This is a genomic window from Streptomyces sp. NPDC026589 (assembly GCF_040638385.1).
Classification (GTDB): Bacteria; Actinomycetota; Actinomycetes; order Streptomycetales; family Streptomycetaceae; genus Streptomyces.
This window is the reverse complement of record NZ_JBEZYG010000033.1, coordinates 49943-75134: the sequence shown is the minus strand read 5'-3', so window position 1 is coordinate 75134 and position 25192 is coordinate 49943. Positions and strand designations below refer to the sequence as shown.

Sequence of the window (25192 nt, the reverse complement as noted above, 5' to 3'; positions counted from 1 at the left end):
CAGGGCTCCACGCAGCCGGCATGCGGAGCGGAGCGGGCAGGGGGTGTCGCCCTCGCACTCGACCACTTCCTCCGGCCCCTCCAGCTCCCCGTCAGCGGCGGATGCCAACATTCTCCCGCAGCTGTACAGCGACGATGCTGCGGCCACGTCGCCGCAGTGGTCGAGTGGCGATCGAACTTCCAAAGCGGTTGTCTCGGATGGCGACGGACGGGAGCCCGAGGGCCGCCCGCGCCCAGCGCCGGGGCGGGCCCCGCTTTTCCAGGTGGCCCCCTCACCTCCGGTACAACGCCTCGATCTCCCCCGCGAAGTCCCGCGCGATCGCGTCCCGCTTCAGCTTCAGCGACGGCGTCAGGTGGCCCTTCTCCTCCGTGAAGTCCACCGCCAGGACCGTGAACTTACGGATCGACTCCGCGCGCGAGACCAGGCGGTTGGCCTCGTCGACCGCCTTCTGGAGCGACGTGCGCAGGTCCTCGTCGTGGATCAGGTCCCGCATCGGGATGTCCTGCTTCTTGGTCATCTGCCGCCAGTGGTGGAGGCCGTCCGGCTCCAGGGTGAGCAGGGCGGTGATGAACGAGCGGTTGTCGCCGACGACCATGCACTGGCTGACCAGGGGGTGGGCGCGCAGCCAGTCCTCCAGCGGGGCCGGGGTGACGTTCTTGCCGCCCGACGTGATGATGATGTCCTTCTTGCGGCCCGTGATCGTCAGATAGCCGTCCTCGTCCAGTGCGCCCAGGTCGCCCGTGGGGAACCAGCCGTCCGGCAGGAGCGCCGGGGTCACCTCCGCCCGTTCCCCGTCCCAGTAGCCCCGGAAGACCTGGTCGCCCCGCAGCAGCACCTCGCCGTCCTCCGCGATGCGCACCGACGTTCCGGGCAGGGGCCAGCCGACCGTGCCCAGGCGGGGTTTGAGGGGCGGGGTCACCGTGTGGGCGGCCGTGGTCTCCGTGAGTCCGTAGCCCTCGAAGATGCCGATGCCCGCGCCCTCGTAGAACGCGGCGAGCCGGCGGCCGAGCGGGGAGCCGCCGCAGATCACGTACCGGACCCTCCCGCCGAGCGCCGCCCGGATACGGCGGTAGACCAGCGGATCGTACAGGGCGCGGGCGGCGCGCAGGCCGAGGCCCGGGCCGGGGCCCGTGCCGTGTTCGGCGGCCTCGACCGCCTTGCCGTAGCGCTGGGCCATGCGGGCCGCCCGGTCGAACGAGGAGGCCCGGCCCATCTTCTCGGCCGTCGCCCGGCCCGTGTTGTAGACCTTCTCCAGGACGTACGGGATGGCCAGGAGGAAGGTCGGGCGGAAGCCCGCCAGGTCGGCGAGAAGGTCCTCCGTCCGGATGGACGGGGCGTGGCCCAGGCGCACCCTGGCCCGCATGCAGCCGATCGCCACCATGCGGCCGAAGACGTGCGAGAGGGGGAGGAAGAGGAGGGTGGAGGCCGGGTCCTTCGAGACCGATTTGAAGACCGGGTGGAGGAGTTCGATCGCGTTGTCGACCTCGGCGAAGAAGTTGCCGTGGGTCAGGACGCAGCCCTTCGGGCGGCCCGTGGTGCCCGAGGTGTAGATCAGGGTGGCGGGGGTGTCCGGTTCCAGGGAGGCCCGGCGGGCCGTGACCGCCGCGTCCGGGATGTCCTTGCCGAGGGACTTGAGCCGGCTGATCGCCCCGGTGTCGAACTGCCACAGATACGCCAGGCCGCCGAGCTGCTTGCGCTCCTGGCTGATCAGGCGGCCCTGCTCCTTCGTCTCCACCGCGCACGCCACCGCGCCCGAGTCCTGGAGGATCCAGCGGGCCTGGAACGCGGAGGAGGTCGGGTAGATGGGGACCGTCACCAGGCCGGCCGCCCACGACGCGAAGTCCAGCAGGGTCCACTCGTACGTCGTCCGGGCCATGATCGCGACCCGGTCTCCCGACCGCAGGCCCTCCGCCATAAGGCCCTTGGCCACGGCCAGCACCTCGGCGGCGAACTCGGCGGCCGACACGTCCCGCCACGCGCCCCCGGCGTCCTTGCGGCTGAGCACCGGGTCCGACGGGGCCTGTCGGGCGTTGTCGAACGGGATCTCGGCCAGCGAGCCGCGCTCCACGGCCGGTGCGAACTTGGGAACGGAGACCTCCTGGACCCGCCCGTCGGGGCCTCGCTTCTTCGTCGGCTCGACCAGAACGGGCTTGGCTGCGGCGGCCGTTGGGGTTGCGGTTGTGGCGGCGGAGGGTGGCATTGACACGTGCGGCTCCTCGGTTCGGGGGTCGGGCGGGTCGGTGGGCCGGGTCGGTTGGGCGGGTCGGTTCGCCGGGTCGGTTGGGCCGGTCGGTTCGCCGGGTCGGTTCGCCGGGTCGCCCGTCCGGCAGGGGACGCGGGCAGGCAGCAGGCGGGTCAGGGGCGTTCGAGGATGGCCGTCACCCCCTGGCCGCCCGCCGCGCAGACCGAGATCAGGCCCCGGCCCGGCGCGTCCCGTTCCGCGAGGAGCTTGGCCAGGGTGGCGACGATCCGGGCGCCCGTCGCGGCGAAGGGGTGGCCGGTGGCCAGGGAGGACCCGGCCACGTTCAGCCGGGCCCGGTCCACCGGGGCCAGGCCCTGCTTCTCCCAGGCGGCGAGAGTGGCCAGCACCTGGGAGGCGAAGGCCTCGTGGATCTCGTACAGATCGAAGTCCTCGATGCCGAGACCTGCCCGCTCCAGCAGACGCGGCACCGCGTACGCCGGGGCCATGAGGAGGCCGTCGTCGCCGTCCACGTAGTCCACGGCCGCCGTCTCGTACAGGGAGAGGTAGGCGAGCGGCTCCAGACCCCGCTCCCGCGCCCACTCCTCCGTCGCCAGCAGGACCGTCGCCGCCCCGTCCGTCAGCGGCGTCGAATTGCCCGCCGTCATGGTGGGGTCGGGGGCGGAGGCACCGAACACCGGCTTCAGCCGAGCCAGTTTCTCGACCGTCGATCCCGGGCGCAGGTTCTGGTCGCGGTCCAGGCCCCGGTAGGGGACCACCAGGTCGTCCAGGAAGCCCCGTTCGTACGCGGCCGACAGGCGCTGGTGGCTGGTGGCGGCCAGCAGGTCCTGGTCCTGGCGGCTCACCTGCCAGCGGCGCGCGGTGACGGCGGCGTGCTCGCCCATCGACAGGCCGGTGCGGGGTTCGGCGTTGCGCGGGATGTCCGGAACGAGGTGGCGGGGGCGGACGGCGGCCAGCGCCCTGAGCCGGGCGGGCGTCGTCTTCGCGCGGCGGGCGGCGAGCAGGATGCGGCGCAGTTCGTCGTTGACGCCGAGCGGGGCGTCGCTGGTGGTGTCGGAGCCGCCCGCGATCGCCGAGTCGACGGACCCGAGCGCGATGGTGTTCGCGGCGGCGATCACCGCCTGGAGGCCCGTGCCGCAGGCCTGCTGGATGTCGTACGCCGGGGTGCGCCGGTCGAGCGCGGAGCCGAGGACCGTCTCCCTCGCCAGGTTGAAGTCGCGGCTGTGCTTGAGGACCGCGCCCGCGACGAACGCCCCGACCCGGTCCCCGGCCAGGCCGTGGCGCTCCACGAGGCCGTCGAGCGCGGCCGTCAGCAGGTCCTGGTTGGAGGCGGTCGCGTACGGGCCGTCGGAGCGGGCGAAGGGGGTGCGGCTGCCGCCGATGACCGCGACGCGGCGCGGCTGGGGCAGGGCGAGGGGAATCGACGGGCGCGGGCTCGTCACCGTGACCATCTTGTCTCGGTCGGTTCGGGACGGGGCATCTCGACCAGCTCCTGACTCTTAAGTAACCTTACTCAAGAGTAAATCTACGACCGAGCAGGGAGTCAGGACAATGGCCGATCGCTATCTGCACCTCACCGGCACAGCACCCGGCCGCTTCCTCACCCGGCGGCTCGGCCTGCCGCAGCCCGCCCCGCTGCGCCGCTGGACCCTGGAGACCCCGCGCCTGGACGGACCGCTGCTGCACCTGACCGCCGGGACCTCGGCGATCCGGGACGGACTGGCGAAGGTGCTGGCCACGACCGGGCTCACCATCGAGGAGCGGCCGACGCGGCCCGCCGGGATCGTCCTGGACGCCACGGGGGTCACCTCCGCCCGGGGACTCGCCGAGGTGCACGCCGCCCTCCATCCCGTCGTACGGTCGCTGGCTCCCGGTGGCCGGATCGTCGTCATCGGCACGCCGCCGGCCGTAGAGGACCACCATCAGGCCGCTGCCCAGCAGGCGTTGGAGGGCTTCGTCCGGTCGCTGGGCAAGGAGGTCGGGCGGGGCTCCACGGTCCAGCTCGTGCGGCTCCCGGCCGACGGGACGCCGGAAGCCGCCGAGTCCACCCTGTGCTTCCTCCTCTCCCCCCGTTCCGCGTATGTCAGCGGCCAGGTGATCGAGCTGACCGCCGCCGCCCCCGACTCCGCCCCCGGCTCCGCGCCCGACCGGTCGGCCCCGCTCTCCGGCCGTACCGCGCTGGTCACCGGCGCGGCCCGGGGCATCGGCGCGTCCGTCGCCTCGGTGCTGGCCCGCGACGGCGCGCACGTGATCGCGCTGGACGTCCCCGGGGCCCAGAACGACCTGGTGCGCACCGCCGACCGGCTCGGGGCCACCGCGCTGCCGCTGGACATCACCGCCCCCGACGCCGCGGCCCGCATCGCCGCCGCCGCACCGGACGGGCTCGACGTCCTCGTCCACAACGCGGGCATCACCCGCGACCGCCGCCTCGCCAACATGCCGGCCGAACGCTGGGCCCAGGTCATCGAGGTCAACCTCGACAGCGTGCTCCGCACCACCGACGAACTCCTGGCCGCGGGCGCCCTGAACCGGGGCGGCCGGATCGTCGCCACCGCCTCCATCGCGGGCATCGCGGGCAACGACGGCCAGACCAACTACGCGGCCGGCAAGGCGGGCGTCATCGGCCTCGTCCGCTCGCTCGGCCCCCGCGCCGCCGCCGAGCACGGCGTCACCGTCAACGCGGTCGCCCCCGGCTTCATCGAGACGAGGATGACCGCCGCCGTGCCGTTCCTCATCCGCCAGGCGGGCCGCCGCATGAACTCCCTCTCCCAGGGCGGGCTTCCGGCCGATGTCGCCGAGGCCGTCGCCTGGCTCGCCCACCCCGCCTCCGGCGCCGTCAACGGCCAGGTGCTGCGCGTCTGCGGCCAGAGCCTGCTGGGGGCGTGAGTCGGATGCCCTCGCTCAGCACCTCGCTCGCGCGCGGGGCCCTCACCTCCCCCTTCAAGCGCGCCGGACGCCCGGACGCCACCCTGCCCCCCGGCCGCCTCACCCGCCCGGCCGCGCCCGTCGCGCCCGGGCCCCTCGCCGCGTACGGGAGGATCTGCGGGTTCCCGGAGTCCGGGGCGCTGCCGCTCACGTACCCGCATGTGCTGGCCTTCCCGCTGGCCATGCGGCTGATGACCGGACGCGCCTTCCCGCTGCCGGTGCTCGGGCTCGTCCACACCTGGATCGAGATCACCCCGCACCGGGTCACGGGGCCAGGCGAACCACTCGAACTATCGATCTACGCGCAGGAGTTGAGGCCACACCGGCGGGGCACCGAGGTCACCATGACGACCGAGGCGCGGGTGGGCGGGGAGCTGGTGTGGGAGTCGCGCAGCGGCTATCTGTCCCGGCACCGGCGGGCGACGCCGGGCAACGCGCCGGAGGGCCGCACGATACCGGGCGGGGCGCGAGGCCGGGCGACAGCCGCACCAGGCCCCGCCACCGCCGCCCCACCGGCCGCCGAGGCCCTGCCCGCCCGCGCCGAGTGGCGGCTTCCCGGGGATCTGGGGCGGCGGTACGGAGCCGTCTCCGGGGACCGCAACCCGATCCATCTGCACCCGCTGACAGCCCGGCTGTTCGGCTTCCCCCGGGCCATCGCGCACGGCATGTGGACGGTCGCCCGCTGCCTGGCCGAGGCCGACGACCCGGCCGGAATCCGTTCCGTACGGGCCGAGTTCAAGGCTCCCGTCCTGCTGCCCGCCACCGTGACGTACGCGGCCGACGCCGCCGGGACCGCCTTCGAACTGCGCGGCCCCGACGGGCGCGTGCACCTCGTGGGATCGGTGATCCGGGAGGCTCCCTAGGAAGCCGGAGGGGTCCAGGGCCGGGCATGCATCAAATTCTCCAGGCCCGCCCAGGCAAAGTTCATGAGGGTCGCAGCGGCCTCCTTCGCCGAGACGTCCGGGGTGTCGTTGGCCCAGCCCGCCAGCGACTCCGCCGCACCCACCAGTGCCTGCGCGAGCCCCGCCACGTCCCGGTCCGCGAGTGCGGGGTCGCTGTGCGCCTCGCGGGCGGCGGCCCCGATCAGGCCCGTCACGAACGCGACGATCTCGTCCCGCATGGAGCTGAGTTCACTGACGAACGGCTCCCCGTGCGAACGCGCCTGGCGGTGCAGGACCGACCAGCCGTCCGGGTTCTCGGCGGTGTGGAGGAAGAACGCCCGCAGCCCCGCCCACAGTTGGCCGTCGGCGGGCAGCCCCGGCTCCACCCCGGCCCGCACCGCCTCCAGCAGGGCGCTCGCCTCGCGGCGGATGCAGGCGGAGAACAGTTCTTCCTTGGAGTGCAGATACAGGTAGACCAACGGCTTGGACACGCCCGCCAGCTCCGCGATCTCGTCCATCGAGGCGGCCCGGTATCCGTGCCGGCCGAAGGTCCGCACCGCGGCGTCCATCATCTGCTGCTCGCGCACGGCGCGCGGCATCCGTTTGCTCTTCACTGCACCCACGTCCGGATCCTCCCCGCCCCCACTGCCCTGCTCCCGCCCCAGGGTACGGCGGCGCGCGGCCCCGCGTCGTGGCGAGCGATCACCGGCGGCGGGGCGGCCGGGGTGCGACCGGCGGAGGAGAGGGGTCATCCCCTGGTCCGACAGTGGGTCCACCCGGCGTCCGATGTGCCCGTCCGGTCACCTGCCTAGCGTTGTGGACATGACGATCTCCCTTCGCAACAGGCCGGCCGGGGCCGCCGCCGCGGCGCTCGCCCTGGCCGCTCTGGCCGCGCTGGCCACGGCCGCGCCCGCCTCGGCATCCGGCCCGGCGCCGACCACCGCCTTAGCCCCCGCCCCCGCCTCCGCCGGCCCCGGCGACCGGGCCGAGCCGTCCCCGCCGACGCTCCCCCCGCCCACCGGCCGGTACGCCACCGGCCGCGACACCCTGCTCCTGACCGACCACGCGCGCACCGACCCATGGGTACCGGCCGCCGGGCCGCGCCAGTTGCTGGTGTCGCTGAACTACCCGGCCCGCCCCGGCACCGGCGGCGACCCGGCCCCGTACATGACGGAGGAAGAGGCGCGGCTGATGCTCGCGCAGCGCGGTCTTGAGGACGTCGTGCCGCCCGCGCGGGTCAGCGCCACCGGCACCCATGCCCGTACGGCGGCCCGGCCGGCCCCGGGACGCTTCCCGCTGGTCCTGCTCTCCCCCGGCTTCGGCACGCCCCGGGCCACGCTGACCGGGCTCGCGGAGGAACTGGCGAGCCGCGGTTACGTCGTGGCGACCGCGGACCACCCGTACGAGTCGACCGGTACGCAACTGCCCGACGGGCGGGTCCTCACCTGTGCGGCCTGCGACAAGGTGGACGCGCAACCCGACCAGGCCGCGCGGCGGGAGGTCCTGGCCGACGTCTCCGCCGGGCGGGCCGACGACTTCTCGTTCCTGCTGGACCGGCTGACCGGCCCGGACCCGGCGTGGCGGCACGCCCGGACGATCGACCCGCGCCGGGTGGGCATGGCGGGCCACTCCATCGGGGGCAACGCGGCCTCCTCCACGATGGCCGCCGACCGCCGGGTGGACGCGGGGATCAACATGGACGGGACGTTCTTCGACCCGGCCCCCGTCCGGGGACTGGACGGGCGGCCGTTCCTGATGCTGGGCACCGACCCCGGGCACGGCCCCGGCGGCGACACGTCCTGGGACGACGCCTGGGACCGGCTGGACGGCTTCAAGCGGTGGCTGACGGTGCGGGACTCCGGGCACTTCACCTTCACGGACACCCCGGAGATCGGTGAACAGCTCGGCATCGAGGACCCGGACGCGCCGCTCTCCGCCGCGCGCTCGACCACGATCACCCGGAGCTATGTGACGGCCTTCTTCGACCGGAGCCTGCGCGGCCGGCCGGCCCGGCTGCTGAACGGCCCGACCCCGGCCAACCCCGAGGTCCTCTTCCAGCGCCCCTGACCGCGCGCGAGGCCCTGGGACACGACCGCGCCTCCGGTCCACGTACGCGTACGTGGACCGGAGGCGCGGTCGTCGTGCGGGGCGCGTGCCGCCCGCGTGGTCAGGCGGGGGCGGGCAGGGTCACCTTCCGCTCGGCCTCGCGGACGTCGTCCTGGCCGAAGGAGTCGATCGGGGAGGAGGAGGCGGAGTTGTACGCGTCGTGGTCGAGGATCTTCTCCCGGGCCGAGACGATCACCGGGACCAGCGCCTGTCCGGCCACGTTGGTGGCGGTGCGCATCATGTCCAGGATCGGGTCGATGGCCATCAGCAGGCCGACACCCTCCAGCGGGAGGCCCAGCGTGGACAGGGTGAGGGTCAGCATGACCGTCGCGCCGGTGAGACCGGCGGTGGCCGCCGAGCCGATCACCGAGACGAAGGCGATCAGGAGGTAGTCGCCGATGCCCAGCTGCACGTCGAAGATCTGCGCGATGAAGATCGCCGCCAGCGCCGGGTAGATCGCGGCGCAGCCGTCCATCTTCGTGGTCGCGCCGAACGGCACGGCGAAGGAGGCGTACTCCTTCGGAACGCCGAGGCGCTCGGTGACCCGCTGGGTGACCGGCATGGTGCCGACCGAGGAGCGGGAGACGAAGGCGAGCTGGATCGCGGGCCAGGCGCCCTTGAAGAACTGGAGCGGGCTGACCTTGGCGACGGTGGCCAGGAGCAGCGGGTAGACGCCGAACATCACCAGGGCGCAGCCGATGTAGACGTCGGCGGTGAAGGTCGCGTACTTGCCGATGAGGTCCCAGCCGTAGTCGGCGATGGCGTAGCCGATGAGGCCGACGGTGCCGATCGGGGCGAGGCGGATGACCCACCACAGGGCCTTCTGGAGCAGCTCCAGGATCGACTGGCTGAGGGTGAGGATCGGCTGGGCCTTGTCACCCAGCTTGAGGGCGGCGATACCGGCGACGGCGGCCATGAACACGATCTGGAGCACGTTCAGCTCGGTGAACGGCGTGATCACGTTGTCCGGGACGATGCCGGTCAGGAAGTCGATCCAGCTGCCCTTGGTCTCGGAGAGCGCGCCGTCCTTCGGCGTGAGGCCGGTGCCGGAGCCCGGGTTGGTGACCAGACCGATCGCGAGGCCGATGGCGACCGCGATCAGCGACGTGATCATGAACCAGAGCAGGGTGCGGGTCGCGAGCCGGGCGGCGTTGTTGACCTGGCGCAGGTTGGTGATCGACACGAGGATCGCGAAGAAGACCAGCGGGGCGACGGCCAGCTTCAGCAGCTGGACGAAGAGCGAGCCGATCTCGTCGAGGGTGGTGACGAGCCAGCCGAGCTCCTGGCTGCGGGCCAGCCAGCCGAGCAGTACGCCGAGGACCAGACCGACGACGATCTGGGCCCAGAACGGGAACCTGGATATACGGGGACGGGGCCCGGGGCCGGAGCCGGTGGGCTCCTCGGCCTCGGGGGCGGCGGACGCGGGGTTCGCGGACACGGACACACTCCAACTGGGGACGCATCGGGACGCACGGAGGCAACCGTGCGGTCGTGCGGTGGAACGGGGACGGGGTCGCGGCGCCCGCGTCGGGGGCGGCACCGCTGCATGATGCCGTATCAGACCTCGCGGCAACAGACCGCGGACATACAGCGGCAGAGATCGACATGCAGGCGCGCCACGAGCGGGATGCTCACGGCAGGACGGAGGCGCACGGCTGTCTTCACGTCGAATACGTTAACACTTGAACTTTGGGAACCTCAAAGCCTTTCTTTGGCTTCCGGGTGGAGGTCCGCCGGGTGGGAATGGCTGGAAAGCGACACAGAAGGGCGGAGAACGCCGCGGACCCCGGTGCTGGAGCCTGTTGGCTCCCGCCCGGGGTCCGGCGGAGAAGGGTGCGCGCGGCGTGCGCGTGTGAGGAAGCTTACGTGGCGCCTACAGGTGTCACGGGTGCTACTGGACCGCGTCCTCGCGGGTGCGGTTGGCGTCGAGGCGCGCCTTGGTCCGGTCAACGGTGGAGACGATCTGCTCGGACATCTCGTCGCGCTGCCTGCGCAGCAGCACGTAGCTGAGCGGGGCGGAGAGGAGGAGACCGAGGAGGATCACCCAGATGGCGTTGGAGCCCCCGAGCCCTGCGGGCACCAGCCCGAAGTGGACGGCGACACCGGCGGCGAGGAAGCAGCCGACGAAGATCAGCAGGCGCAACGCCGTGTAACGGATCAACGCGCTCGGCTTGGCAGCGGACACGGCTGGCCCTCTCTCTTCCCATGGACTCTCGACACGCTTCTGCCCGTCCAGTGAAGCATGGCCCGAATTCTCTCGGTTCAGGGGGTTGCCGGGCCCACGGCGGGCCCTCGACTCAAGGGAACTCCGGGCCCAGCGGCAGCAGCATGACGATGTCGTCGCGGTCGTCGCCGGGGGCGACCCGGATCGCGTCCGGCACCCGGCCGACCTCCTTGTATCCGCAGGCGGCGTAGAAGCGGTCGGCGCCGGTGCCGCCCCGGCAGGTGAGGCGGATCGCCTCGATGCCCTCGACGGAGCGGGCGGCGTCGGCGGCGGCGGCCATGAGGTCGCGGCCGTACCCCTTGCCCTGGTGGCGGGGGTGGACCATGACGGTGTAGAGCCACAGCCAGTGCTTCATCAGCCGGTGGTCGTTGAGGGTGAGGAAGGCGGTGGCGGCGACGGCGCCCTCCTCGTCGCGGCCGATGAGCAGCCGGGCGCGGCCCTGGTCGATGGCCACGAGGTGCTTGAGCAGCTCGGGCCGGATCTCCTCGGCCGTGACGGGCGGAACGAAACCGACGGCTCCGCCCGCGTTGCTGACATCGGCCCAGAGGGCGGTGATGCCGTCGCGCAGGGCGGGGGTGAACGAGGGGTCCAGCTCGAAAGTAAGTGCCATAGAGGCAGAGTAACCATTACACCCCGCAGGGCTCAACCCTGTCCGAAACGCGAGAAAGCCCCGGCCGGGACGGCGGCCGGGGCTTCTCGCGCTTCGGGGTCGGACAGGCCGGGCTTCAGACGCGCATCGGCTGCGGCGACTCGCGGCGGTCCGCCTCGGGACCCGGGTACTCGCGCAGGATCTCGTACCGCGTGTTCCGCTCGACCGGCCGGAAACCGGCGTCGCGGATCAGGTCCAGCAGATCCTCGCGGCCGAGCTTGTTCGGCGTGCCGAAGTCGTCGGCGTCATGGGTGATCTTGTACTCGACGACCGAGCCGTCCATGTCGTCCGCGCCGTGCTGGAGCGCGAGCTGGGCGGTCTGCACACCGTGCATCACCCAGAACACCTTGACGTGCGGCACGTTGTCGAAGAGCAGCCGGGAGACCGCGAAGGTCTTCAGCGCCTCGGCGCCGGTCGCCATCGTGGTGCGCGCCTGGAGCTTGTTGCGGACCTTGCCGTCCTTCATGTCCACGAAGTCGTGCTGGTAGCGCAGCGGGATGAAGACCTGGAAGCCGCCGGTCTCGTCCTGCATCTCCCGCAGCCGCAGCACGTGGTCGACGCGGTGACGGGGCTCCTCGATGTGCCCGTACAGCATCGTCGCGGGGGTCTTGAGCCCCTTCTCGTGCGCGAGGCGGTGGATGCGCGACCAGTCCTCCCAGTGGGTGCGGTGGTCGACGATGTGCTGGCGGACCTCCCAGTCGAAGATCTCCGCGCCGCCGCCGGTCAGCGATTCGAGACCGGCCTCGATCAGCTCGTCGAGGATCTCGGAGGCCGAGAGGCCGGAGATCGTCTCGAAGTGGTGGATCTCCGTCGCCGTGAACGCCTTCAGCGCGACGTCCGGGAGGGCTTCCTTCAGCGCGCTGAGCGAGCGCGGGTAGTAGCGCCACGGCAGCGTCGGGTGGAGTCCGTTGACGATGTGCAGCTCGGTGAGGTTCTCGCCCTCCATCGCCTTGGCGAGGCGGACGGCCTCCTCGATGCGCATCGTGTACGCGTCCTTCTCGCCCGGCTTGCGCTGGAACGAGCAGTACGCGCACGAGGCGGTGCACACGTTGGTCATGTTGAGGTGGCGGTTGACGTTGAAGTGCACCACGTCGCCGTTCTTGCGCGTGCGCACCTCGTGCGCCAGCCCGCCGAGCCACGCCAGGTCGTCGGACGCGTAGAGGGCGATCCCGTCCTCGCGGGTCAGCCGCTCGCCGGCCCGGACCTTCTCCTCCAGCTCGCGCTTGAGTCCCGCGTCCACTAGGGCGCCTCCCATATCTCCGTGTTTCGACTCCGCCCAACCGTACGCCTACGCCTCTTCGGGAAGTTCTCCGACCCGGTTCTCCCACTTGGTGGAGAGCACGATCGTCGTACGCGTCCGGGAGACGCCCTTCGTACCGCTGAGGCGGCGGATCGTCTTCTCGAGACCGTCCACGTCACCGACCCGGACCTTCAGCATGTACGAGTCGTCGCCCGCGATGAACCAGCAGTCCTCGATCTCCGCGAGGTCCTTCAGCCGGCGCGCCACGTCCTCGTGGTCGGCCGCGTCCGAGAGCGAGATCCCGATCAGCGCGGTCACGCCGAGCCCCAGCGACGCGGAGTCGACGGTGGCGCGGTAGCCGGTGATGACACCAGCGGTTTCCAGCCGGTTGATGCGGTCGGTGACGCTGGGCCCGGAGAGCCCCACGAGCCGTCCCAGCTCGGCGTACGAGGCCCTGCCGTTCTCCCTGAGGGCCTGGATGAGCTGCCTGTCCACCGCGTCCATGTGACTGAAACCTTCCATTGTTCAGCAGTACCGCGAGTCTACGTGTAGAATCTAAGGCATGCAGGACTGACGCCCTGCAAATCTTCTAGAACATCCAAGAAACGCTTTCGAATCTTCAGGAGTGAACTTCACCGTGTACACGATCGAGATGGCCTACGCCCGGATGCGCGAGCTGCAGGACCTGGCCAACCGCTCGCGTGCCCACCAGCCCGCCGCCGCGCACCGGGTCGACAAGACCCGCACCCCGCGCGCGCACAAGAAGCGCTGACCAGGACCTGACTCACCGGTCCTCCAGGTACTGACCAGGGCCTATCGGTCCTGAGGGCCTCGGGAACCGCCACCGAGCTCTCCTTCCCAGCGGCGGTACAGCCGGTGCGGCACGCCTCCCGCGTCCAGCACCCGCCCCGCGACGAAATCCACCAGATCCTGGATATGCGTCGCACCCGCGTAGAACGCCGGAGAGGCGGGCAGCACGATCGCGCCCGCCTCGTCCAGGGCCACCATCTGCTTCAGCGTCTGGCCGCTCAGCGGAGTCTCGCGCACCGCCACGACGAGCGGGCGGCGCTCCTTGAGCGTCACGCTCGCGGCCCGCTGGAGCAGATCCTTCGACAGACCGAGCGCCACTCCGGCCACACAGGCCGTCGAGGCCGGCACGATGAGCATCCCCTTCGCCGGGTACGACCCGGAGGACGGCCCGGCCGCCAGATCACCGGCGGGCCAATGGCGTACGCGCTCCAGCTCCGCGTCCCCGACCGCGAACGCGTCCGGCTTCCCGTCGGCCCCCCGCTCCAGCCAGGTCCGCAGATCCTCGCGCCAGTGCCCGTCCCGGAACGCGATGCCGGTCTCGTCCAGCAGCGTGAGCCGCGAGGCCCGGCTCACCACCAGGTCCACGCTCTCGCCCGCCGCGAGCAGCCCGCGCAGAACGGCGGCCGCGAACGGGGTACCCGAAGCACCGGACACCCCGACAATCCAAGGCCGCCGCTGCTGATGAGTCACTGAAGTCCTGGATTCCACACCTGCGAGCCTATCCGGCGGGCCCTCGCGCCCAGCACCCGGAACCGGGCGGGCGCCGCAGACGTTCACCGGGTGACGGGCAACCGGGGGAAGGGGCTGACCATGGGCGACTACTGGACCACCGGCCGGACCACGGGCAACGGCGCCACCGGCGGTGCGCGGGCCCTCACCGCGGGGCTCCTGATGGCGGGCTGGGTGGCCCTGCTCTGGATCCTCGAAGGGATCGACACCGCCACGGGCAACGCCCTGGACACCTACGGCATCAGCCCGCGCGAGACGGCGGAGCTGCGGGACGTGGTGCCCGCCGCGTTCCTGCACAGCGGCTGGGAGCACCTGGCCTCCAACAGCGTCCCGCTGCTGGTCCTCGGTTTCATCGCCGCCCTCGCGGGGCTCCGCCGGTTCGCCGCCGTCGTCGTGACGATCATCCTGGTCAGCGGCCTCGGCGTCTGGCTGACCGCCCCGGCGAACACGATCACGCTCGGCGCGTCCGGCGTGGTCTTCGGGCTGCTCGGCTATCTGCTGGTCCGCGGCTTCGTGGACCGCCGCCCCTGGGACGTCCTCATAGGCGTCGGCGTCGCCGTGGTCTACGGCTCGCTGCTGTGGGGCGTCCTGCCGACCGACTCGGGCGTCAGCTGGCAGGGCCATCTGTTCGGCCTGGCCGGCGGGGTGGCGGCGGCCTTCCTCTTCCGCCGCCCGCGCCGCGCACCGGAGAACCTGGTCACGGTCTGAGCCGGACCTCCGCTCACGGCGTGAGGCCGCGCACCAGCAGGTCGAGCAGCGCGCAGGCGAACAGCGCGATGCCGATGAAGCCGTTCACCGAGAAGAACGCCCGGTTCAGCCGGGACAGATCGTGCGGCCGCACCACCCGGTGCTCGTAGACGAACGCCACCGCGACGATCACCATGCCGATCCAGTAGAAGAGCCCGGCGTGGGTGGCCAGGCCGAACCACGCCAGCAGCCCGGTCGTGACCACGTGGCACACCCGCGCGCCCCACAGCGCCGCCGGAATCCCGAAGCGCGCCGGGAAGGAGAGCACCCCGTGGGCCCGGTCCGCCTGGACGTCCTGACAGGCGAAGATCAGGTCGAAGCCGCCGATCCAGATCCCCACGGCGAGCCCGAGGATCACCGCGTCCCACGACCAGCTGCCGGTCACCGCGAGCCAGGCGCCGACCGGTCCGATGGCCTGCGCCAGGCCCAGGATGGCGTGCGGGAAATTCGTGAACCGCTTGCCGTACGGGTAGAGCACCATCGGCACGACGGCCAGCGGCGCGAGCACCAGGCACAGCGGGTTGAGCAGGGCCGCCGCGCCCAGGAAGACGGCCAGCGCGACCAGCGCACCGGTCCACGCGGACTTCACCGACACCGCGCCGGTCACCAGCTCACGGCCCGCGGTGCGCGGGTTCCGGGCGTCGATCTCCCGGTCGATGATCCGGTTGGCGGCCATCGCGAACGTCCGCAGCCCCACCATCGCCAGCGTGACGAGCAGCAGCGTGCCCCAGTGGATGCTGCCGTCCAGCAGGAACATCGCGGTCAGCGCGGCGATGTACGCGAACGGCAGCGCGAAGACCGAGTGCTCGATCATCACCAGGCGCAGGAAGGACTTCACCTTGCCGGCCGAGGGCGCGGGCCCGGGAGCGGACGCCGCTTCCGTCGTACTGCTCACAGCCCGTATTCCTTCCAGCGACGGTCGACCTTCGCCGCCGTCTCCGGGTCGGACTCGACCATCTCCGGCCATCCGCCGTCCCGGGTGTAACCCTCGGTGGGCAGCTTCTTCGTGGCGTCGATGCCCGCCTTGCCGCCCCAGAACTGCTGGTACGAGGCGTGGTCCAGGTGGTCGACCGGCCCCTCGGTGACCGTGAGGTCGCGGGCGTAGTCGGTGTTGCCGAGCGCCCGCCAGGCGACCTCGTGCAGATCGTGGACGTCGCAGTCGGAGTCGACCACCACGATCAGCTTGGTCAGCGACATCATGTGCGCGCCCCAGATCGCGCTCATCACCTTCTGGGCGTGCTTCGGGTACTTCTTGTCGATCGAGACGATCGCGCAGTTGTGGAAGCCGCCCGCCTCGGGGAGGTGGTAGTCCACGATGTCCGGCACGATGATCTTGAGCAGCGGCAGGAAGAACCGCTCCGTGGCCCGGCCCAGCGGCCCGTCCTCGGTCGGCGGCCGGCCGACCACGATGGACTGGAGCAGCGGCCGCTTGCGCATGGTGACGCAGTCGATGGTCAGTGCGGGGAACGGTTCCTGCGGGGTGTAGAAGCCGGTGTGGTCCCCGAAGGGGCCCTCGGGGAGCATCTCGCCCGGCTCCAGCCAGCCCTCGATGACGACCTCCGCCTGCGCGGGGACCTGGAGCGGCACGGTCTTGCAGTCGACCATCTCGATCCGCTTGCCCTGGACGAACCCGGCGAAGAGGTACTCGTCGATGTCCCCGGGCAGCGGCGCGGTGGAGGCGTACGTCACGGCGGGCGGGCAGCCGAAGGCGATGGCGACGGGCAGCCGCTCACCGCGCCGGGCGGCGACCTGGTAGTGGTTGGCGCTGTCCTTGTGGATCTGCCAGTGCATCCCGATGGTGCGCTTGTCGTGCCGCTGGAGCCGGTAGAGGCCCAGGTTCCGGACGCCGTTCTCGGGGTGCTTGGTGTGGGTGAGGCCGAGGTTGAAGAAGGAGCCGCCGTCCTCGGGCCAGGTGAACAGCGCGGGCAGCTGGTCCAGGTCGACGTCGTCGCCGGTCAGCACCACCTCCTGGACGGGCGCGTCGCCGGTCTTCACCTTCTTCGGCGGTACGTGCACCATCGAGCCGAGCTTTCCGAAGGCCTCCCGCACCCCGACGAAGCCCTGGGGCAGTTCCGGCTTGAGGAGTCCGCCGATCTTGTCGCTGATGTCGCTGTACGACTTCAGTCCGAGGGCCTTCAGGAGGCGCCGGTCGGTACCGAAGACGTTCATGGCCAGGGGCATCGAGGACCCCTTGACGTTCTCGAACAGCAGGGCGGGCCCGCCCGCCTTGTTGACCCGGTCGACGATCTCGCCGACCTCCAGGTGGGGGTCGACCTCGACCTTGACGCGCTTGAGATCACCATCGCGCTCAAGAGCCCGGAGCAGGGAGCGAAGATCGTCGTAAGCCATGCGGTCCAGTTTGTCATCCCCGCCCACGCGGCCCCGCCGGGGCTCCCCCCGCGCCGCGCGCCGAAAGTCCGCCGACCGTCCGGGCACGCGCCCGGCTGGTCCGCCTCCGGGCCCCGGTTCCTTCATGCCGAGCCGGTACCCTGGCCGCGACACCGGGCTTCATCCCGCCCGCCGCCGCTTCCTGGGGGACGCACCATGAGAGCCCTGATGTTCATCGTCCCGCTGGCTCTGACGATCTACGCGTTCATCGACTGCCTGAACACCACGGAGGAGGACACCAAGCATCTGCCGAAGATCGCCTGGGTCTTCATCATCCTGCTGTTCTGGATCGTCGGCCCGGTCGTGTGGCTCGCCGCCGGTAAGAAGCGCCACAACAGGGCCGGGGGCACGGGACCCGCCTGGCAGCGGCGCGGGCGGCAGCAGTGGGTGGCCCCGGACGACAACCCGGACTTCCTCAAGTCGCTCAAGGACGACAAGGACGCCGAGGCAGCGGCCGAGGAGGAGCGGGGCCGCCGCGACGGCGGTACGGGCCCTGACGACAAGACCCCGCCGGCCTCCTGACGGCGCACCACCGATCCGCTACGCGACGGCTCCCCGGACGAGAATCCGCCCGGGGAGCCGTCGTACGTCGTGCGCGGTTTCTCAGACCCCCGCGTTCTCAGACCCCCGCGTAGGAGTGCAGGCCGGAGACGAAGATGTTCACGCCGTAGTAGTTGAACAGCCAGCAGGCGAACGCGACGAGCGCCAGGTAGGCGGCCTTGCGGCCCTTCCAGCCGGCGGTGGCGCGGGCGTGCAGATAGGCGGCGTAGGCGACCCAGGTGATGAACGACCAGACCTCCTTGGGGTCCCAGCCCCAGTACCGGCCCCAGGCGTCGCCCGCCCAGATCGCGCCGGCGATGATCGTGAACGTCCACAGCGGGAAGACGGCCGCGTTGATCCGGTACGAGAACTTGTCCAGCGTGGACGCCGAGGGCAGCCGCTCCATGACCGAGGTGGCGAACTTGCCGGGCGTGCCTCCGGAGGCGAGCTTGCTCTCGTAGGTGTCGCGGAAGAGGTAGAGGACCGTGCCGACCGCGCCGAGGTAGAAGACGGCGCCGCAGATGATCGCGGTCGAGACGTGGATCCACAGCCAGTACGAGTGCAGCGCGGGCACCAGCTGGTCGCTGTCGGTGTAGAGCGTCGTGACCGCGATGCCGAGGTCCAGCAGGACGGTGGTGACCAGCGGGAGGCCGATCCAGCGGACGTTCTTCTTCAGGGCGAGCAGCACCAGGTAGGAGCCGACCGCCACCGTGGAGAAGGTGATGGAGAACTCGTACATGTTGGCCCAGGGGGCCCGCTGCACCGACAGGGCGCGGGTGGCGACGCCGCTCGCCTCGACGAGGAACGCCACCACGGTCAGCGAGACCGCGATCCGGCCCCACAGGTCGCCCTTGAACGTGCCGCCGGCCGCACCCGGGCCGTCGGGCACGTCACGCGTACCGGTGGCGGAACGGGTGATGACCTCGGGCCGGTCCAGCACGGCCGTGCCGCCGACGCGCGCCTTCCCCCCGGTGGCGGCGGACGCGGAGGCGGACGCTCCGGAAGCGGACAGCGCGGCGGCGGTGCGGCCGACCTTGCTGCGGCTGCCGAGCACCCACTCCGCGATGTGCGCGAAGAAGGCCAGGGTGTAGACGGCCATCGACGAATAGATCAGCACATTGCTGGTGTTCGCCAGGCTCTCGTTGGTTGCGGCGGCGAGATTCACTTCTCAGCCCCTTCGGCAGGTGCTTCGGCAGGATGTACGGGCCGGCTCCCGGCCTCGTTCGTGACATCGTTCGTGGCGCCGGTCGTACCGGGCCCGTCCGGCGTATCCGGTTTCTCCGGCGTGTCCGGGGCCTCGGCGGCGGCGGGGGCGACGGGCGCCGTGGTGACCAGAGCGGCCGACAGGTCGCCCAGCTCCTCGGGGAGCCTCGCGGACTCGCTGCGGCCCAGGCCCGCCATCTCCACGACCGTGACGCCGTCGGCGCCCCGGACCGCCCGCACCCACACGCGGCGGCGCTGGATGAACAGCGAGCCGGCGAGTCCGGCGATGGCGGCGACGGATCCGCCGAGCGCCCAGCCGTTGCCCGGCTGCTGCGAGATCTGGAAGCTGGCCCACTCCTCGACGCCGTCGAAGGTGATGGATCCGGCACCGTCGGGCAGGTCCAGCTTCTCGCCCGGCATCATCATCTTCTTGAGGAGCTCGCCGTCCTCGCCCTTGAACTCCTTCATCTTGGACGTGTCGAGCTGGTAGACGTTCTGCGCCAGCCCGGAGTCGACGCCGAGGGAGCCCTGGTAGGCGCTGAGCGCCAGTACGGGGAAGTCCAGGGCGGGGAACTGCGAGAACATCTGGCCCTTGCCCTCGCCGGCGAAGGTCGGCACGAAGAAGGCCTTGAATCCCAGCTGGGTCTTCTTGCCGTTCTTGTCCTTGTAGCCGTCCATCACCTTGATGGCGCCGGACGAGGTGATGTTGTTGTCGATCGGCAGCAGCGGGACCGCGGACCGGGAGACGACCTTCCCCTTGCCGTCCCGGACGGTGACGACGGGGGCGTAGCCGTGGGCGATCAGATAGATCTTGGTGCCGTCCACGACGAGCGGCTCGTTGACCTTGATGACGTCCTTGCGCTCCGCGCCGTCGGCCCCCTCGGTGTACGTCACCCGGGCCTCGAAGGTCCGCGGGGTGCCGCGCTGCGGGCCGCTCTTCTCGTACGTACCGACGAACTCGTCGAGCACGAAGCTGAACGGGGCCAGCGAGTCGGAGTCGTAGAGCGAGCCCGACTTGAAGTCGTCGTACTGGGTGAGCGTGTTGGAGAAGCCGTCGCCCTCGACGATCAGCTTGCCGCCCTCCGACTTGAAGAGCTGCCCGGAGGCGAAGGCCACCAGCATCACGATCAGGGCGATGTGGAAGACCAGGTTCCCGGCCTCGCGGAGGTAGCCCTTCTCGGCGGCGACCGCGTCGCCCACCACGTGCGCCCGGAAGCGCCGCTTGCGCAGGAGGGCGAGGGCCGCCGCACGGGCCGCCTCGGGTTCGGCCTCCGTGCGCCAGGTGGTGTACGCGGGCAGCCGGGTCAGCCGCTTCGGGGCGCCCGGCGGGCGGCTGCGCAGCTGGCCCACGAACTGGCCGGTGCGCGGCACGATGCAGCCGATGAGCGAGACGAACAGCAGGATGTAGATCGCGGAGAACCACACCGAGCTGTAGACGTCGAAGAGCTGGAGCTTCTCGTAGATCGGGGTGAGGGTGGTGTGCTGGTCCTTGAAGGCCTGCACCTTCATGTCGTCGACGCTGGTCTGCGGGATCAGGGACCCCGGGATGGCCCCGAGAGAGAGCAGGAAGAGCAGGATCAGCGCCACCCGCATCGAGGTGAGCTGACGCCAGAACCAGCGCGCCCAGCCGGTCACGCTCATCGCGGGTACGCCGGCCCCGGTGTCGGGACGCTCCTCACGGGGCGCGGTGGAAAGCTGTTCGCCCGCCGCACCGTGGGCGGAGCCCTGATCGCGCTCGGCCTCGCGCTGCCGCGTCTCCGTGCCGTTCGACTTGCTCATGAACTCAGATCCCTACAACGAAGCCGCTGGACCAGCTCTGCATGTGCTGCATGAGCGTGGCCCACACACCGGTCAGCAGCAGGATTCCGGTCACGATCATCATGCCGCCGCCGATCCGCATCACCCATGCGTAGTGGCGCTTGACCCAGCCGAACGCGCCGAGCGCCTTGCGGAAGGCGACCGCGGCGAGGACGAACGGGACACCGAGACCGAGACAGTACGCGACGGTCAGTATCGCGCCGCGTCCGGCGGTGGCGCTGTCGGTCGACAGAGCGAGTACGGAGGCGAGGGTCGGGCCGATGCACGGCGTCCAGCCGATCCCGAAGAGCGCGCCGAGCAGCGGCGCGCCGGCCAGTCCGGCCACCGGCCGCTTGTGGATGCGGAACTCGCGCATTGTCACCCCCGGCAGGAGCCCCATGAAGAAGACGCCCATGAGGATCATCAGCACGCCGAGGACCTTGTTGAGCACCTCGGAGTGCGCCTGGAGCTCGTGGCCGAAGTAGCCGAAGAGCGCGCCGGTGGAGGCGAACACCACGGTGAAGCCGAGGACGAACAGCGAGGCGCCCGCCACCACCCGGCCTCGGCGGGCCTCGGCGAGGTCCGTGCCGCTGACCCCGGTGACGTAACTCAGATAGCCGGGTACGAGCGGCAGGACGCAGGGCGAGAAGAAGGAGACGAGACCGGCCAGCAGGGCGAGCGGCAGAGCGACCAGCAGCGCCCCGGTCAGGACGGTGTCGTTGTACGCGGCCAGCGTGACGGTCTCGTGGTGGGCGGCGAGCGGGATCACTGGATCACTTCTCCGCGATGATCGGGTCGATCATCTCGCGCAGCTCGTCCGCGTCGAGCGCCCGGAGCGTGCGGGCGGCGATCTTCCCGTCCCGGTCGAGGACCACGGTGGACGGGATGGCCTGCGGGTTCAGGGTGCCTTTGGGGAAGCGGAGGATGAGCTTGCCGATCGGGTCGTAGAAGCTCGGGTACTCGACCCCGTAGTCCTTCTCGAAGTTGATCGCCTTGTCCCGCTCGGGATCCCGGGTGTTGATGCCGACGAACTGGACGCCCTGGGCCTTCGTCTCCTCGGAGACCTGCGCGAAGTACTTCGCCTCCAGCCGGCAGGGGCCGCACCAGGAGCCCCAGACGTTGAGCACGACGACCTTGCCCTTGTAGTCGGCGATGTCGAGCGGCTTGCCGTCCAGACCCTCGCCGTCGAGCTTCGGCGCGGCCACCCGGTCCGCCTTCGCGACGGTGGAGATGCCCCCGCTGCCGGTGATGAAGTTGGTGTTGCCGCCGCCTCCGGCCTTGTTGCCGTCGCCGCACGCGGACAGCGTCAGGGCACCGGCCACAGCGGTGGCGGCGAGCAGGGTGAAGCGGCGTCGGGACGCGCGGCCAAAGCTCATGTGAAAAGTTTCGCATGGCGGATTCCGGGCTTCCCCGCGCCCCCCTCGGTGCCCGTAAAGCCCCTTGTCAAGCCTGTTTAAAGAAGGAGTTCCAGCCGCCGGCGGGCGCCTGTCCGACGTCCAGTGTCCGGAGCTTGGCGAGCACGGCGGGATCCTGAACGTCGAGCCAGTCGACGTACTGCCGGAACGAGACGAGACGCACGTCGTCCTTGTCCGCCACCTTCTTGATCACTTCTTCCACGGCGTCCATGTAGATGCCGCCGTTCCACTCCTCGAAGTGGTTGCCGATGTAGAACGGCGCGCGATTCGACTCGTACGCGCGCTGGAAACCGGCGAGATACGCCCCGGTCGCCTGGGTCCGCCAGCCCGGATAACGCGAGGGCATGCCCTTCGTCGAATTCTTCGACTGATTGGCGAGGATGTTGTAGTCCATCGAGAGCACCTCGAAGGAGTGCCCGGGGAACGGCATCGCCTGCAACGGCAGATCCCAGACGCCGCCGCGCTTCACGGGCCAGGTCTGGCGGCCTCCCGGTGAGCTGGCGTCGTAGCGCCACCCCAGTTTGCTCGCGGTCGGCAGGAGGTTGTCCTGGCCGAGCAGGCAGGGCGTGCGGCCGCCGATCAGTTCCTTGCGGTAGTCGAACGGAAGCGGATCCTCGTTCTCCCAGCCGGTGTTCGTCCGCCATTCCGTGACGAAGGACACAGCCTGATTGATCTCGCTGTGCCATTGGGCGGGCGTCCAGCGCTCGACGGATCCGGAACCACCGCAGAAATGCCCGTTGAAGTGGGTGCCGATCTCATGGCCGTCCAGCCACGCCTGGCGTACGTATTTCAGGGTGTCCCTGACGTGATCGTCGGTGAGATAGCCGATGTCGGAGGCGCCGCGGGGGTTGTTCGGCGGACGGTAGAGGGATTTCTTCGACTCGGGCAGCAGATAGATGCCGGAGAGGAAGAACGTCATGGCCGCGTCGTGCTCCTTGGCCAGTTCGAGAAAGCGCGGGAAGAGCCCGTTGCCGACCTCGCCCGCGCCGTCCCAGGAAAAGATCACGAACTGCGGCGGCTTCTGGCCGGGTTCGAGCGGGACGGGCGCCTGCGGCTGGTTGGGCTGTTTGCCGGTGTCGGCGGTCGAGCCGTCACCGATCAGCCGGACCTTGTTCTTCGGCACGCCGTTTCCGCTGCCGTTGCCGTTGCCGCTGGTGCCCGCGTCGCCTCCGCCGCCCCGGCCGGGACCTCCGTCGCCGGAGGAGCCCGAGGCGCCACAGCCGGCGAGGCCGATCGCGGCTGCGGCGCCGAGCCCCGCCCCGAGCAGGCCCCTTCGATTGATCTCGCGCATACCGTCCCCATCTGCGGTCGTTTTATCTCAATCTCATACAAACTGCTGAAGGGTTAGATGGGGCGCGTAACACGTCGGTTCCGTGCATTTGGGGACTTTCTTTACGCTTTACCTCACAGCTCGACCGACGGTCCGCCCGATCCGGGCGCGACACGTCCGTACGACGCTCGCACGCGCTTACGAGCATCCCTGATGGGGGACGCGGGAGTGGCCCTGCGCAGTTCTGCCGTCGGCCGACGGATCATCGACCGGTTTCGGGGCCACCGGTCGGCGCCGACGGATCGGCTTCCCTGGATCGTCGAACTCATGCGCGGGCGCGGAGACGGCCCGTCGGCCGTCCTAGGTCCTTTCTGCCTAGCGGAAGGTCTCCACCAGGGCGTCGGCCAGGAGCCCCTGCCAGCAGGCGTGGTCGCGGCCGCCGTTGTGAACGGTGCGGACGACCCGGTACCCCCGGGCGCGCAGCGCCGGGACGAGAGCCTCTCCGTGCTCGGCCCAAGCGGCCCCGTCGTGCAGGCCGAGGGCGAGGTGGACGACGGGGCCGAAAATCCGGTCCCCGCCGGCCGTGGCCTGGTCCCCGTCGGCCGTCCGGCCCTCGCCGGCCGTGGTCCGGTCCCCGCTGTCAAGGAGTCGGCTCCCGCCGTCGGGCATCCGGTCCGCCTCGCCCGGGGCCCTTTCCTCGCCATCGGGCCGCCCGTCCGGCGAGGGTGACTGGACGAGGACCCGGCCGAAGCGTTCGGGCCGGGTGAGGGCGGCGTACAGCGCCGTCGTCCCGCCGGGCCCCTGGCCGGAGACGACGGTCCGGTCCGCGTCGGCGGTCAACGGCCACCGGGCGCGCGCCCAGGGCAGCAGTTCGTCGGCGAGGAAGGCGGTGTAGGCCTCCCGCCCGCCCGGGTCGCGCCGCCGGGACCCGGCGGCCTCGCCGTCCTCGGCACCCTCGCCGCCCTCGCCGTCCGGGGAGAGCACGACGAGCGGCGGCAGGGCCCCGTCGGCGATCAGCGCGTCCAGCGTGTCCTGGAAGCCGAGTCGCCCGAACCACATGCCCCCGTCGCAGAGCACGAGCACCGGCAGCGGCCCCGGCACAGGCACAGGTACCGGCCGTCCGTCTCCGGGGCGGTCCGCCCCCTCCGGCGGAAGGTACGTCCAGACCTCGCGCTCCTCGCCGGGCGACCGGCCGGCGACGGTGTGCCGCTCGACGGCTCCGCGCCGAACGTCGGCCCGCCGGCCCGCCCAGGGTTGGGGCGGGGCCTCCGGCAGGGCGAACACCGAACTCTCCACCGCCCGCCGGCGGACCGGCAGCCGGCACGGGTTGAGGGGGTCCGCCCCGCCGTGCGCCGTCAGCGCAGCCAACCGCCGCTGGAGCAGGGCGGGATCGACGGGCGCGGGGCCCGGGGAGATGTCGGCGACCAGCCGGTAGGACCCTCGGTGGTCGGCGCGCAGCCGGTAGCCGAGGTACCAGACGTCGGTGCCCGGGAGGTGGCGGAGGAGCGTGCCGGCCCGCCGGTCGGGGTCGCCGATGCCGGTCGCCATCAGGAGGACCTGGCGGGTCGCGCGGTGGCCGCGCCAGAGGAAGGTGACGGCGCGATGGCCGGGGGCGTCGTCGAGCGCTTCGACGAGCGGGGTGCCAGTACGGGTCGCCTCCTCCCAGAACGCCTCGGTCAGGGCGTCCCGGGCGGCGGCGTCCCGGGCGGCTTCGAGCTGCCGGGCGAGCCGGGCCACCCGGGGGCCGGTGACCGGCCGGGGGGCGGCGTCCGCCGCACGGGCCGCGTCACTCATCGGCCGGCCTCACCGGGGTGGCCCGCTCGGCCGGTCTCCGGTCGGGCGTGGTCGTGGTCGTGGGGGCAGTGCGGATCATCGTTCCACCGTTCCGTCGCAGGCGTCCGTGACCACGACGAGCCCCACGGGAACCAGCAGGGCCCGACGGGCCTTCGACCCGCCCACCTGGAGTCAAGTTAGCTTAGCCTAAGCTAACTTTTTGTTGGTGCTGCGCAAAAACAGGAGGCGCGGAAAAAGGAGACGGGACCGCCCGCCGCGGTGCGCGGCAGCCGGT

23 protein-coding genes and 1 pseudogene are annotated in these 25192 nt (G+C 71.3%); 6 read left to right on the top strand and 18 right to left on the bottom strand.

Features of this window, described 5'->3' with window-relative positions:
- The 3 genes and pseudogenes from AB0F29_RS37230 to AB0F29_RS37220 form a co-directional block, all read right to left on the bottom strand.
- Nucleotides 1-183: pseudogene (locus tag AB0F29_RS37230) on the bottom strand (transcriptional regulator); the annotation flags it as partial.
- Between the two features lie 88 nt (nucleotides 184-271).
- Entirely contained in the window at nucleotides 272-2200 is a 1929-nt protein-coding gene (locus AB0F29_RS37225; protein ID WP_361882121.1) for an AMP-dependent synthetase/ligase, read from the bottom strand.
- Nucleotides 2201-2355: 155 nt separating this feature from the next.
- Nucleotides 2356-3651, bottom strand: coding sequence for an acetyl-CoA C-acetyltransferase (locus tag AB0F29_RS37220; protein ID WP_361882104.1), 1296 nt, complete (start codon nucleotides 3649-3651; stop codon nucleotides 2356-2358).
- A gap of 100 nt (nucleotides 3652-3751) precedes the next feature.
- Between AB0F29_RS37220 and AB0F29_RS37215 the strand changes: the two genes are divergently transcribed.
- Complete coding sequence (locus tag AB0F29_RS37215) at nucleotides 3752-5086, top strand: 3-oxoacyl-ACP reductase (protein WP_361882102.1); 1335 nt, start codon at nucleotides 3752-3754, stop codon at nucleotides 5084-5086.
- Between the two features lie 5 nt (nucleotides 5087-5091).
- A complete protein-coding gene (locus AB0F29_RS37210; RefSeq protein ID WP_361882118.1) occupies nucleotides 5092-5988 on the top strand; it encodes a MaoC/PaaZ C-terminal domain-containing protein in 897 nt (298 codons plus the stop codon).
- On the opposite strand, the gene AB0F29_RS37205 is transcribed toward AB0F29_RS37210, so the two are convergent.
- Nucleotides 5985-6629, bottom strand: coding sequence for a TetR/AcrR family transcriptional regulator (locus AB0F29_RS37205; RefSeq protein WP_361882099.1), 645 nt, complete (start codon nucleotides 6627-6629; stop codon nucleotides 5985-5987). The genes AB0F29_RS37210 and AB0F29_RS37205 overlap by 4 nt on opposite strands.
- A gap of 199 nt (nucleotides 6630-6828) precedes the next feature.
- On the opposite strand from AB0F29_RS37205, the gene AB0F29_RS37200 reads away from it, so the two are divergent.
- Nucleotides 6829-8073, top strand: a complete 1245-nt coding sequence (locus AB0F29_RS37200) for an alpha/beta hydrolase (protein ID WP_361882096.1) — start codon at nucleotides 6829-6831, stop codon at nucleotides 8071-8073.
- Nucleotides 8074-8173: 100 nt separating this feature from the next.
- On the opposite strand, the gene AB0F29_RS37195 is transcribed toward AB0F29_RS37200, so the two are convergent.
- The 5 genes from AB0F29_RS37195 to AB0F29_RS37175 all read right to left on the bottom strand — a co-directional run bounded on the left by AB0F29_RS37195 (nucleotide 8174) and on the right by AB0F29_RS37175 (nucleotide 12729).
- Nucleotides 8174-9550 (bottom strand): dicarboxylate/amino acid:cation symporter, encoded by a 1377-nt coding sequence (locus AB0F29_RS37195; protein WP_361882094.1) that lies wholly within the window; start codon nucleotides 9548-9550, stop codon nucleotides 8174-8176.
- A 453-nt stretch (nucleotides 9551-10003) separates the two neighbouring features.
- Nucleotides 10004-10297: a DUF4229 domain-containing protein gene (locus AB0F29_RS37190; RefSeq protein WP_361882091.1), complete on the bottom strand. Its 294-nt coding sequence runs from the start codon at nucleotides 10295-10297 to the stop codon at nucleotides 10004-10006.
- Between the two features lie 112 nt (nucleotides 10298-10409).
- Nucleotides 10410-10946 (bottom strand): GNAT family N-acetyltransferase, encoded by a 537-nt coding sequence (locus AB0F29_RS37185; protein ID WP_361882088.1) that lies wholly within the window; start codon nucleotides 10944-10946, stop codon nucleotides 10410-10412.
- A gap of 115 nt (nucleotides 10947-11061) precedes the next feature.
- Nucleotides 11062-12225, bottom strand: coding sequence for an aminofutalosine synthase MqnE (mqnE, locus tag AB0F29_RS37180; protein ID WP_018961622.1), 1164 nt, complete (start codon nucleotides 12223-12225; stop codon nucleotides 11062-11064).
- A 48-nt stretch (nucleotides 12226-12273) separates the two neighbouring features.
- Complete coding sequence (locus AB0F29_RS37175; RefSeq protein ID WP_018961621.1) at nucleotides 12274-12729, bottom strand: Lrp/AsnC family transcriptional regulator; 456 nt, start codon at nucleotides 12727-12729, stop codon at nucleotides 12274-12276.
- A 121-nt stretch (nucleotides 12730-12850) separates the two neighbouring features.
- Here AB0F29_RS37175 and AB0F29_RS37170 point away from each other — a divergent pair, with 121 nt between their 5' ends.
- Nucleotides 12851-12997 (top strand): hypothetical protein, encoded by a 147-nt coding sequence (locus AB0F29_RS37170; protein WP_007460445.1) that lies wholly within the window; start codon nucleotides 12851-12853, stop codon nucleotides 12995-12997.
- Between the two features lie 41 nt (nucleotides 12998-13038).
- Here AB0F29_RS37170 and AB0F29_RS37165 read toward each other — a convergent pair whose 3' ends face one another.
- Complete coding sequence (locus AB0F29_RS37165) at nucleotides 13039-13725, bottom strand: UbiX family flavin prenyltransferase (protein WP_361882085.1); 687 nt, start codon at nucleotides 13723-13725, stop codon at nucleotides 13039-13041.
- A gap of 120 nt (nucleotides 13726-13845) precedes the next feature.
- On the opposite strand from AB0F29_RS37165, the gene AB0F29_RS37160 reads away from it, so the two are divergent.
- On the top strand, nucleotides 13846-14472 hold the full coding sequence (locus AB0F29_RS37160) for a rhomboid family intramembrane serine protease (RefSeq protein ID WP_361882115.1): 627 nt from the start codon (nucleotides 13846-13848) through the stop codon (nucleotides 14470-14472).
- A 13-nt stretch (nucleotides 14473-14485) separates the two neighbouring features.
- Here AB0F29_RS37160 and mqnP read toward each other — a convergent pair whose 3' ends face one another.
- Together mqnP and AB0F29_RS37150 are read right to left on the bottom strand one after the other, a co-directional pair.
- Entirely contained in the window at nucleotides 14486-15406 is a 921-nt protein-coding gene (mqnP, locus tag AB0F29_RS37155) for a menaquinone biosynthesis prenyltransferase MqnP (RefSeq protein ID WP_361882082.1), read from the bottom strand.
- Nucleotides 15403-16860 carry a menaquinone biosynthesis decarboxylase gene (locus AB0F29_RS37150; RefSeq protein ID WP_018961616.1) on the bottom strand — a complete coding sequence of 486 codons (1458 nt, stop codon included), beginning with the start codon at nucleotides 16858-16860 and terminating at the stop codon, nucleotides 15403-15405. Before AB0F29_RS37150 ends, mqnP begins: the two co-directional genes overlap by 4 nt.
- A gap of 207 nt (nucleotides 16861-17067) precedes the next feature.
- On the opposite strand from AB0F29_RS37150, the gene AB0F29_RS37145 reads away from it, so the two are divergent.
- Nucleotides 17068-17421, top strand: coding sequence for a PLD nuclease N-terminal domain-containing protein (locus AB0F29_RS37145; protein WP_361882112.1), 354 nt, complete (start codon nucleotides 17068-17070; stop codon nucleotides 17419-17421).
- A 97-nt stretch (nucleotides 17422-17518) separates the two neighbouring features.
- On the opposite strand, the gene ccsB is transcribed toward AB0F29_RS37145, so the two are convergent.
- The 6 genes from ccsB to AB0F29_RS37115 all read right to left on the bottom strand — a co-directional run bounded on the left by ccsB (nucleotide 17519) and on the right by AB0F29_RS37115 (nucleotide 24918).
- Nucleotides 17519-18604 carry a c-type cytochrome biogenesis protein CcsB gene (gene ccsB / locus AB0F29_RS37140; protein ID WP_361882079.1) on the bottom strand — a complete coding sequence of 362 codons (1086 nt, stop codon included), beginning with the start codon at nucleotides 18602-18604 and terminating at the stop codon, nucleotides 17519-17521.
- Nucleotides 18601-20421 carry a cytochrome c biogenesis protein ResB gene (locus tag AB0F29_RS37135; RefSeq protein WP_361882076.1) on the bottom strand — a complete coding sequence of 607 codons (1821 nt, stop codon included), beginning with the start codon at nucleotides 20419-20421 and terminating at the stop codon, nucleotides 18601-18603. The genes ccsB and AB0F29_RS37135 overlap by 4 nt, the downstream gene beginning before the upstream one ends.
- A 4-nt stretch (nucleotides 20422-20425) precedes the next feature.
- The gene (locus tag AB0F29_RS37130) at nucleotides 20426-21208 is read right to left on the bottom strand and encodes a cytochrome c biogenesis protein CcdA (protein WP_361882073.1); all 783 of its coding nucleotides are present in this window, start codon (nucleotides 21206-21208) and stop codon (nucleotides 20426-20428) included.
- 4 nt (nucleotides 21209-21212) lie between these two features.
- Complete coding sequence (locus AB0F29_RS37125; protein WP_361882070.1) at nucleotides 21213-21815, bottom strand: TlpA disulfide reductase family protein; 603 nt, start codon at nucleotides 21813-21815, stop codon at nucleotides 21213-21215.
- Between the two features lie 67 nt (nucleotides 21816-21882).
- Complete coding sequence (locus tag AB0F29_RS37120) at nucleotides 21883-23145, bottom strand: hypothetical protein (protein WP_361882068.1); 1263 nt, start codon at nucleotides 23143-23145, stop codon at nucleotides 21883-21885.
- A gap of 354 nt (nucleotides 23146-23499) precedes the next feature.
- Nucleotides 23500-24918, bottom strand: a complete 1419-nt coding sequence (locus AB0F29_RS37115) for an alpha/beta hydrolase-fold protein (protein WP_361882065.1) — start codon at nucleotides 24916-24918, stop codon at nucleotides 23500-23502.
- Nucleotides 24919-25192: the final 274 nt, after the last annotated feature.

What these genes read in the sequence shown, in the direction of transcription:
- AB0F29_RS37225 (WP_361882121.1), bottom strand. Translation starts at nt 2,200, where the DNA reads ATGCCACCCTCCGCCGCCACAACCGCAACCCCAACGGCCGCCGCAGCC.
- AB0F29_RS37220 (WP_361882104.1), bottom strand. Translation starts at nt 3,651, where the DNA reads ATGGTCACGGTGACGAGCCCGCGCCCGTCGATTCCCCTCGCCCTGCCC.
- AB0F29_RS37215 (WP_361882102.1), top strand. Translation starts at nt 3,752, where the DNA reads ATGGCCGATCGCTATCTGCACCTCACCGGCACAGCACCCGGCCGCTTC.
- AB0F29_RS37210 (WP_361882118.1), top strand. Translation starts at nt 5,092, where the DNA reads ATGCCCTCGCTCAGCACCTCGCTCGCGCGCGGGGCCCTCACCTCCCCC.
- AB0F29_RS37200 (WP_361882096.1), top strand. Translation starts at nt 6,829, where the DNA reads ATGACGATCTCCCTTCGCAACAGGCCGGCCGGGGCCGCCGCCGCGGCG.
- AB0F29_RS37185 (WP_361882088.1), bottom strand. Translation starts at nt 10,946, where the DNA reads ATGGCACTTACTTTCGAGCTGGACCCCTCGTTCACCCCCGCCCTGCGC.
- AB0F29_RS37175 (WP_018961621.1), bottom strand. Translation starts at nt 12,729, where the DNA reads ATGGACGCGGTGGACAGGCAGCTCATCCAGGCCCTCAGGGAGAACGGC.
- AB0F29_RS37160 (WP_361882115.1), top strand. Translation starts at nt 13,846, where the DNA reads ATGGGCGACTACTGGACCACCGGCCGGACCACGGGCAACGGCGCCACC.
- AB0F29_RS37150 (WP_018961616.1), bottom strand. Translation starts at nt 16,860, where the DNA reads ATGGCTTACGACGATCTTCGCTCCCTGCTCCGGGCTCTTGAGCGCGAT.
- AB0F29_RS37145 (WP_361882112.1), top strand. Translation starts at nt 17,068, where the DNA reads ATGTTCATCGTCCCGCTGGCTCTGACGATCTACGCGTTCATCGACTGC.
- AB0F29_RS37135 (WP_361882076.1), bottom strand. Translation starts at nt 20,421, where the DNA reads ATGAGCAAGTCGAACGGCACGGAGACGCGGCAGCGCGAGGCCGAGCGC.
- AB0F29_RS37125 (WP_361882070.1), bottom strand. Translation starts at nt 21,815, where the DNA reads ATGAGCTTTGGCCGCGCGTCCCGACGCCGCTTCACCCTGCTCGCCGCC.
- AB0F29_RS37120 (WP_361882068.1), bottom strand. Translation starts at nt 23,145, where the DNA reads ATGCGCGAGATCAATCGAAGGGGCCTGCTCGGGGCGGGGCTCGGCGCC.
- AB0F29_RS37115 (WP_361882065.1), bottom strand. Translation starts at nt 24,918, where the DNA reads ATGAGTGACGCGGCCCGTGCGGCGGACGCCGCCCCCCGGCCGGTCACC.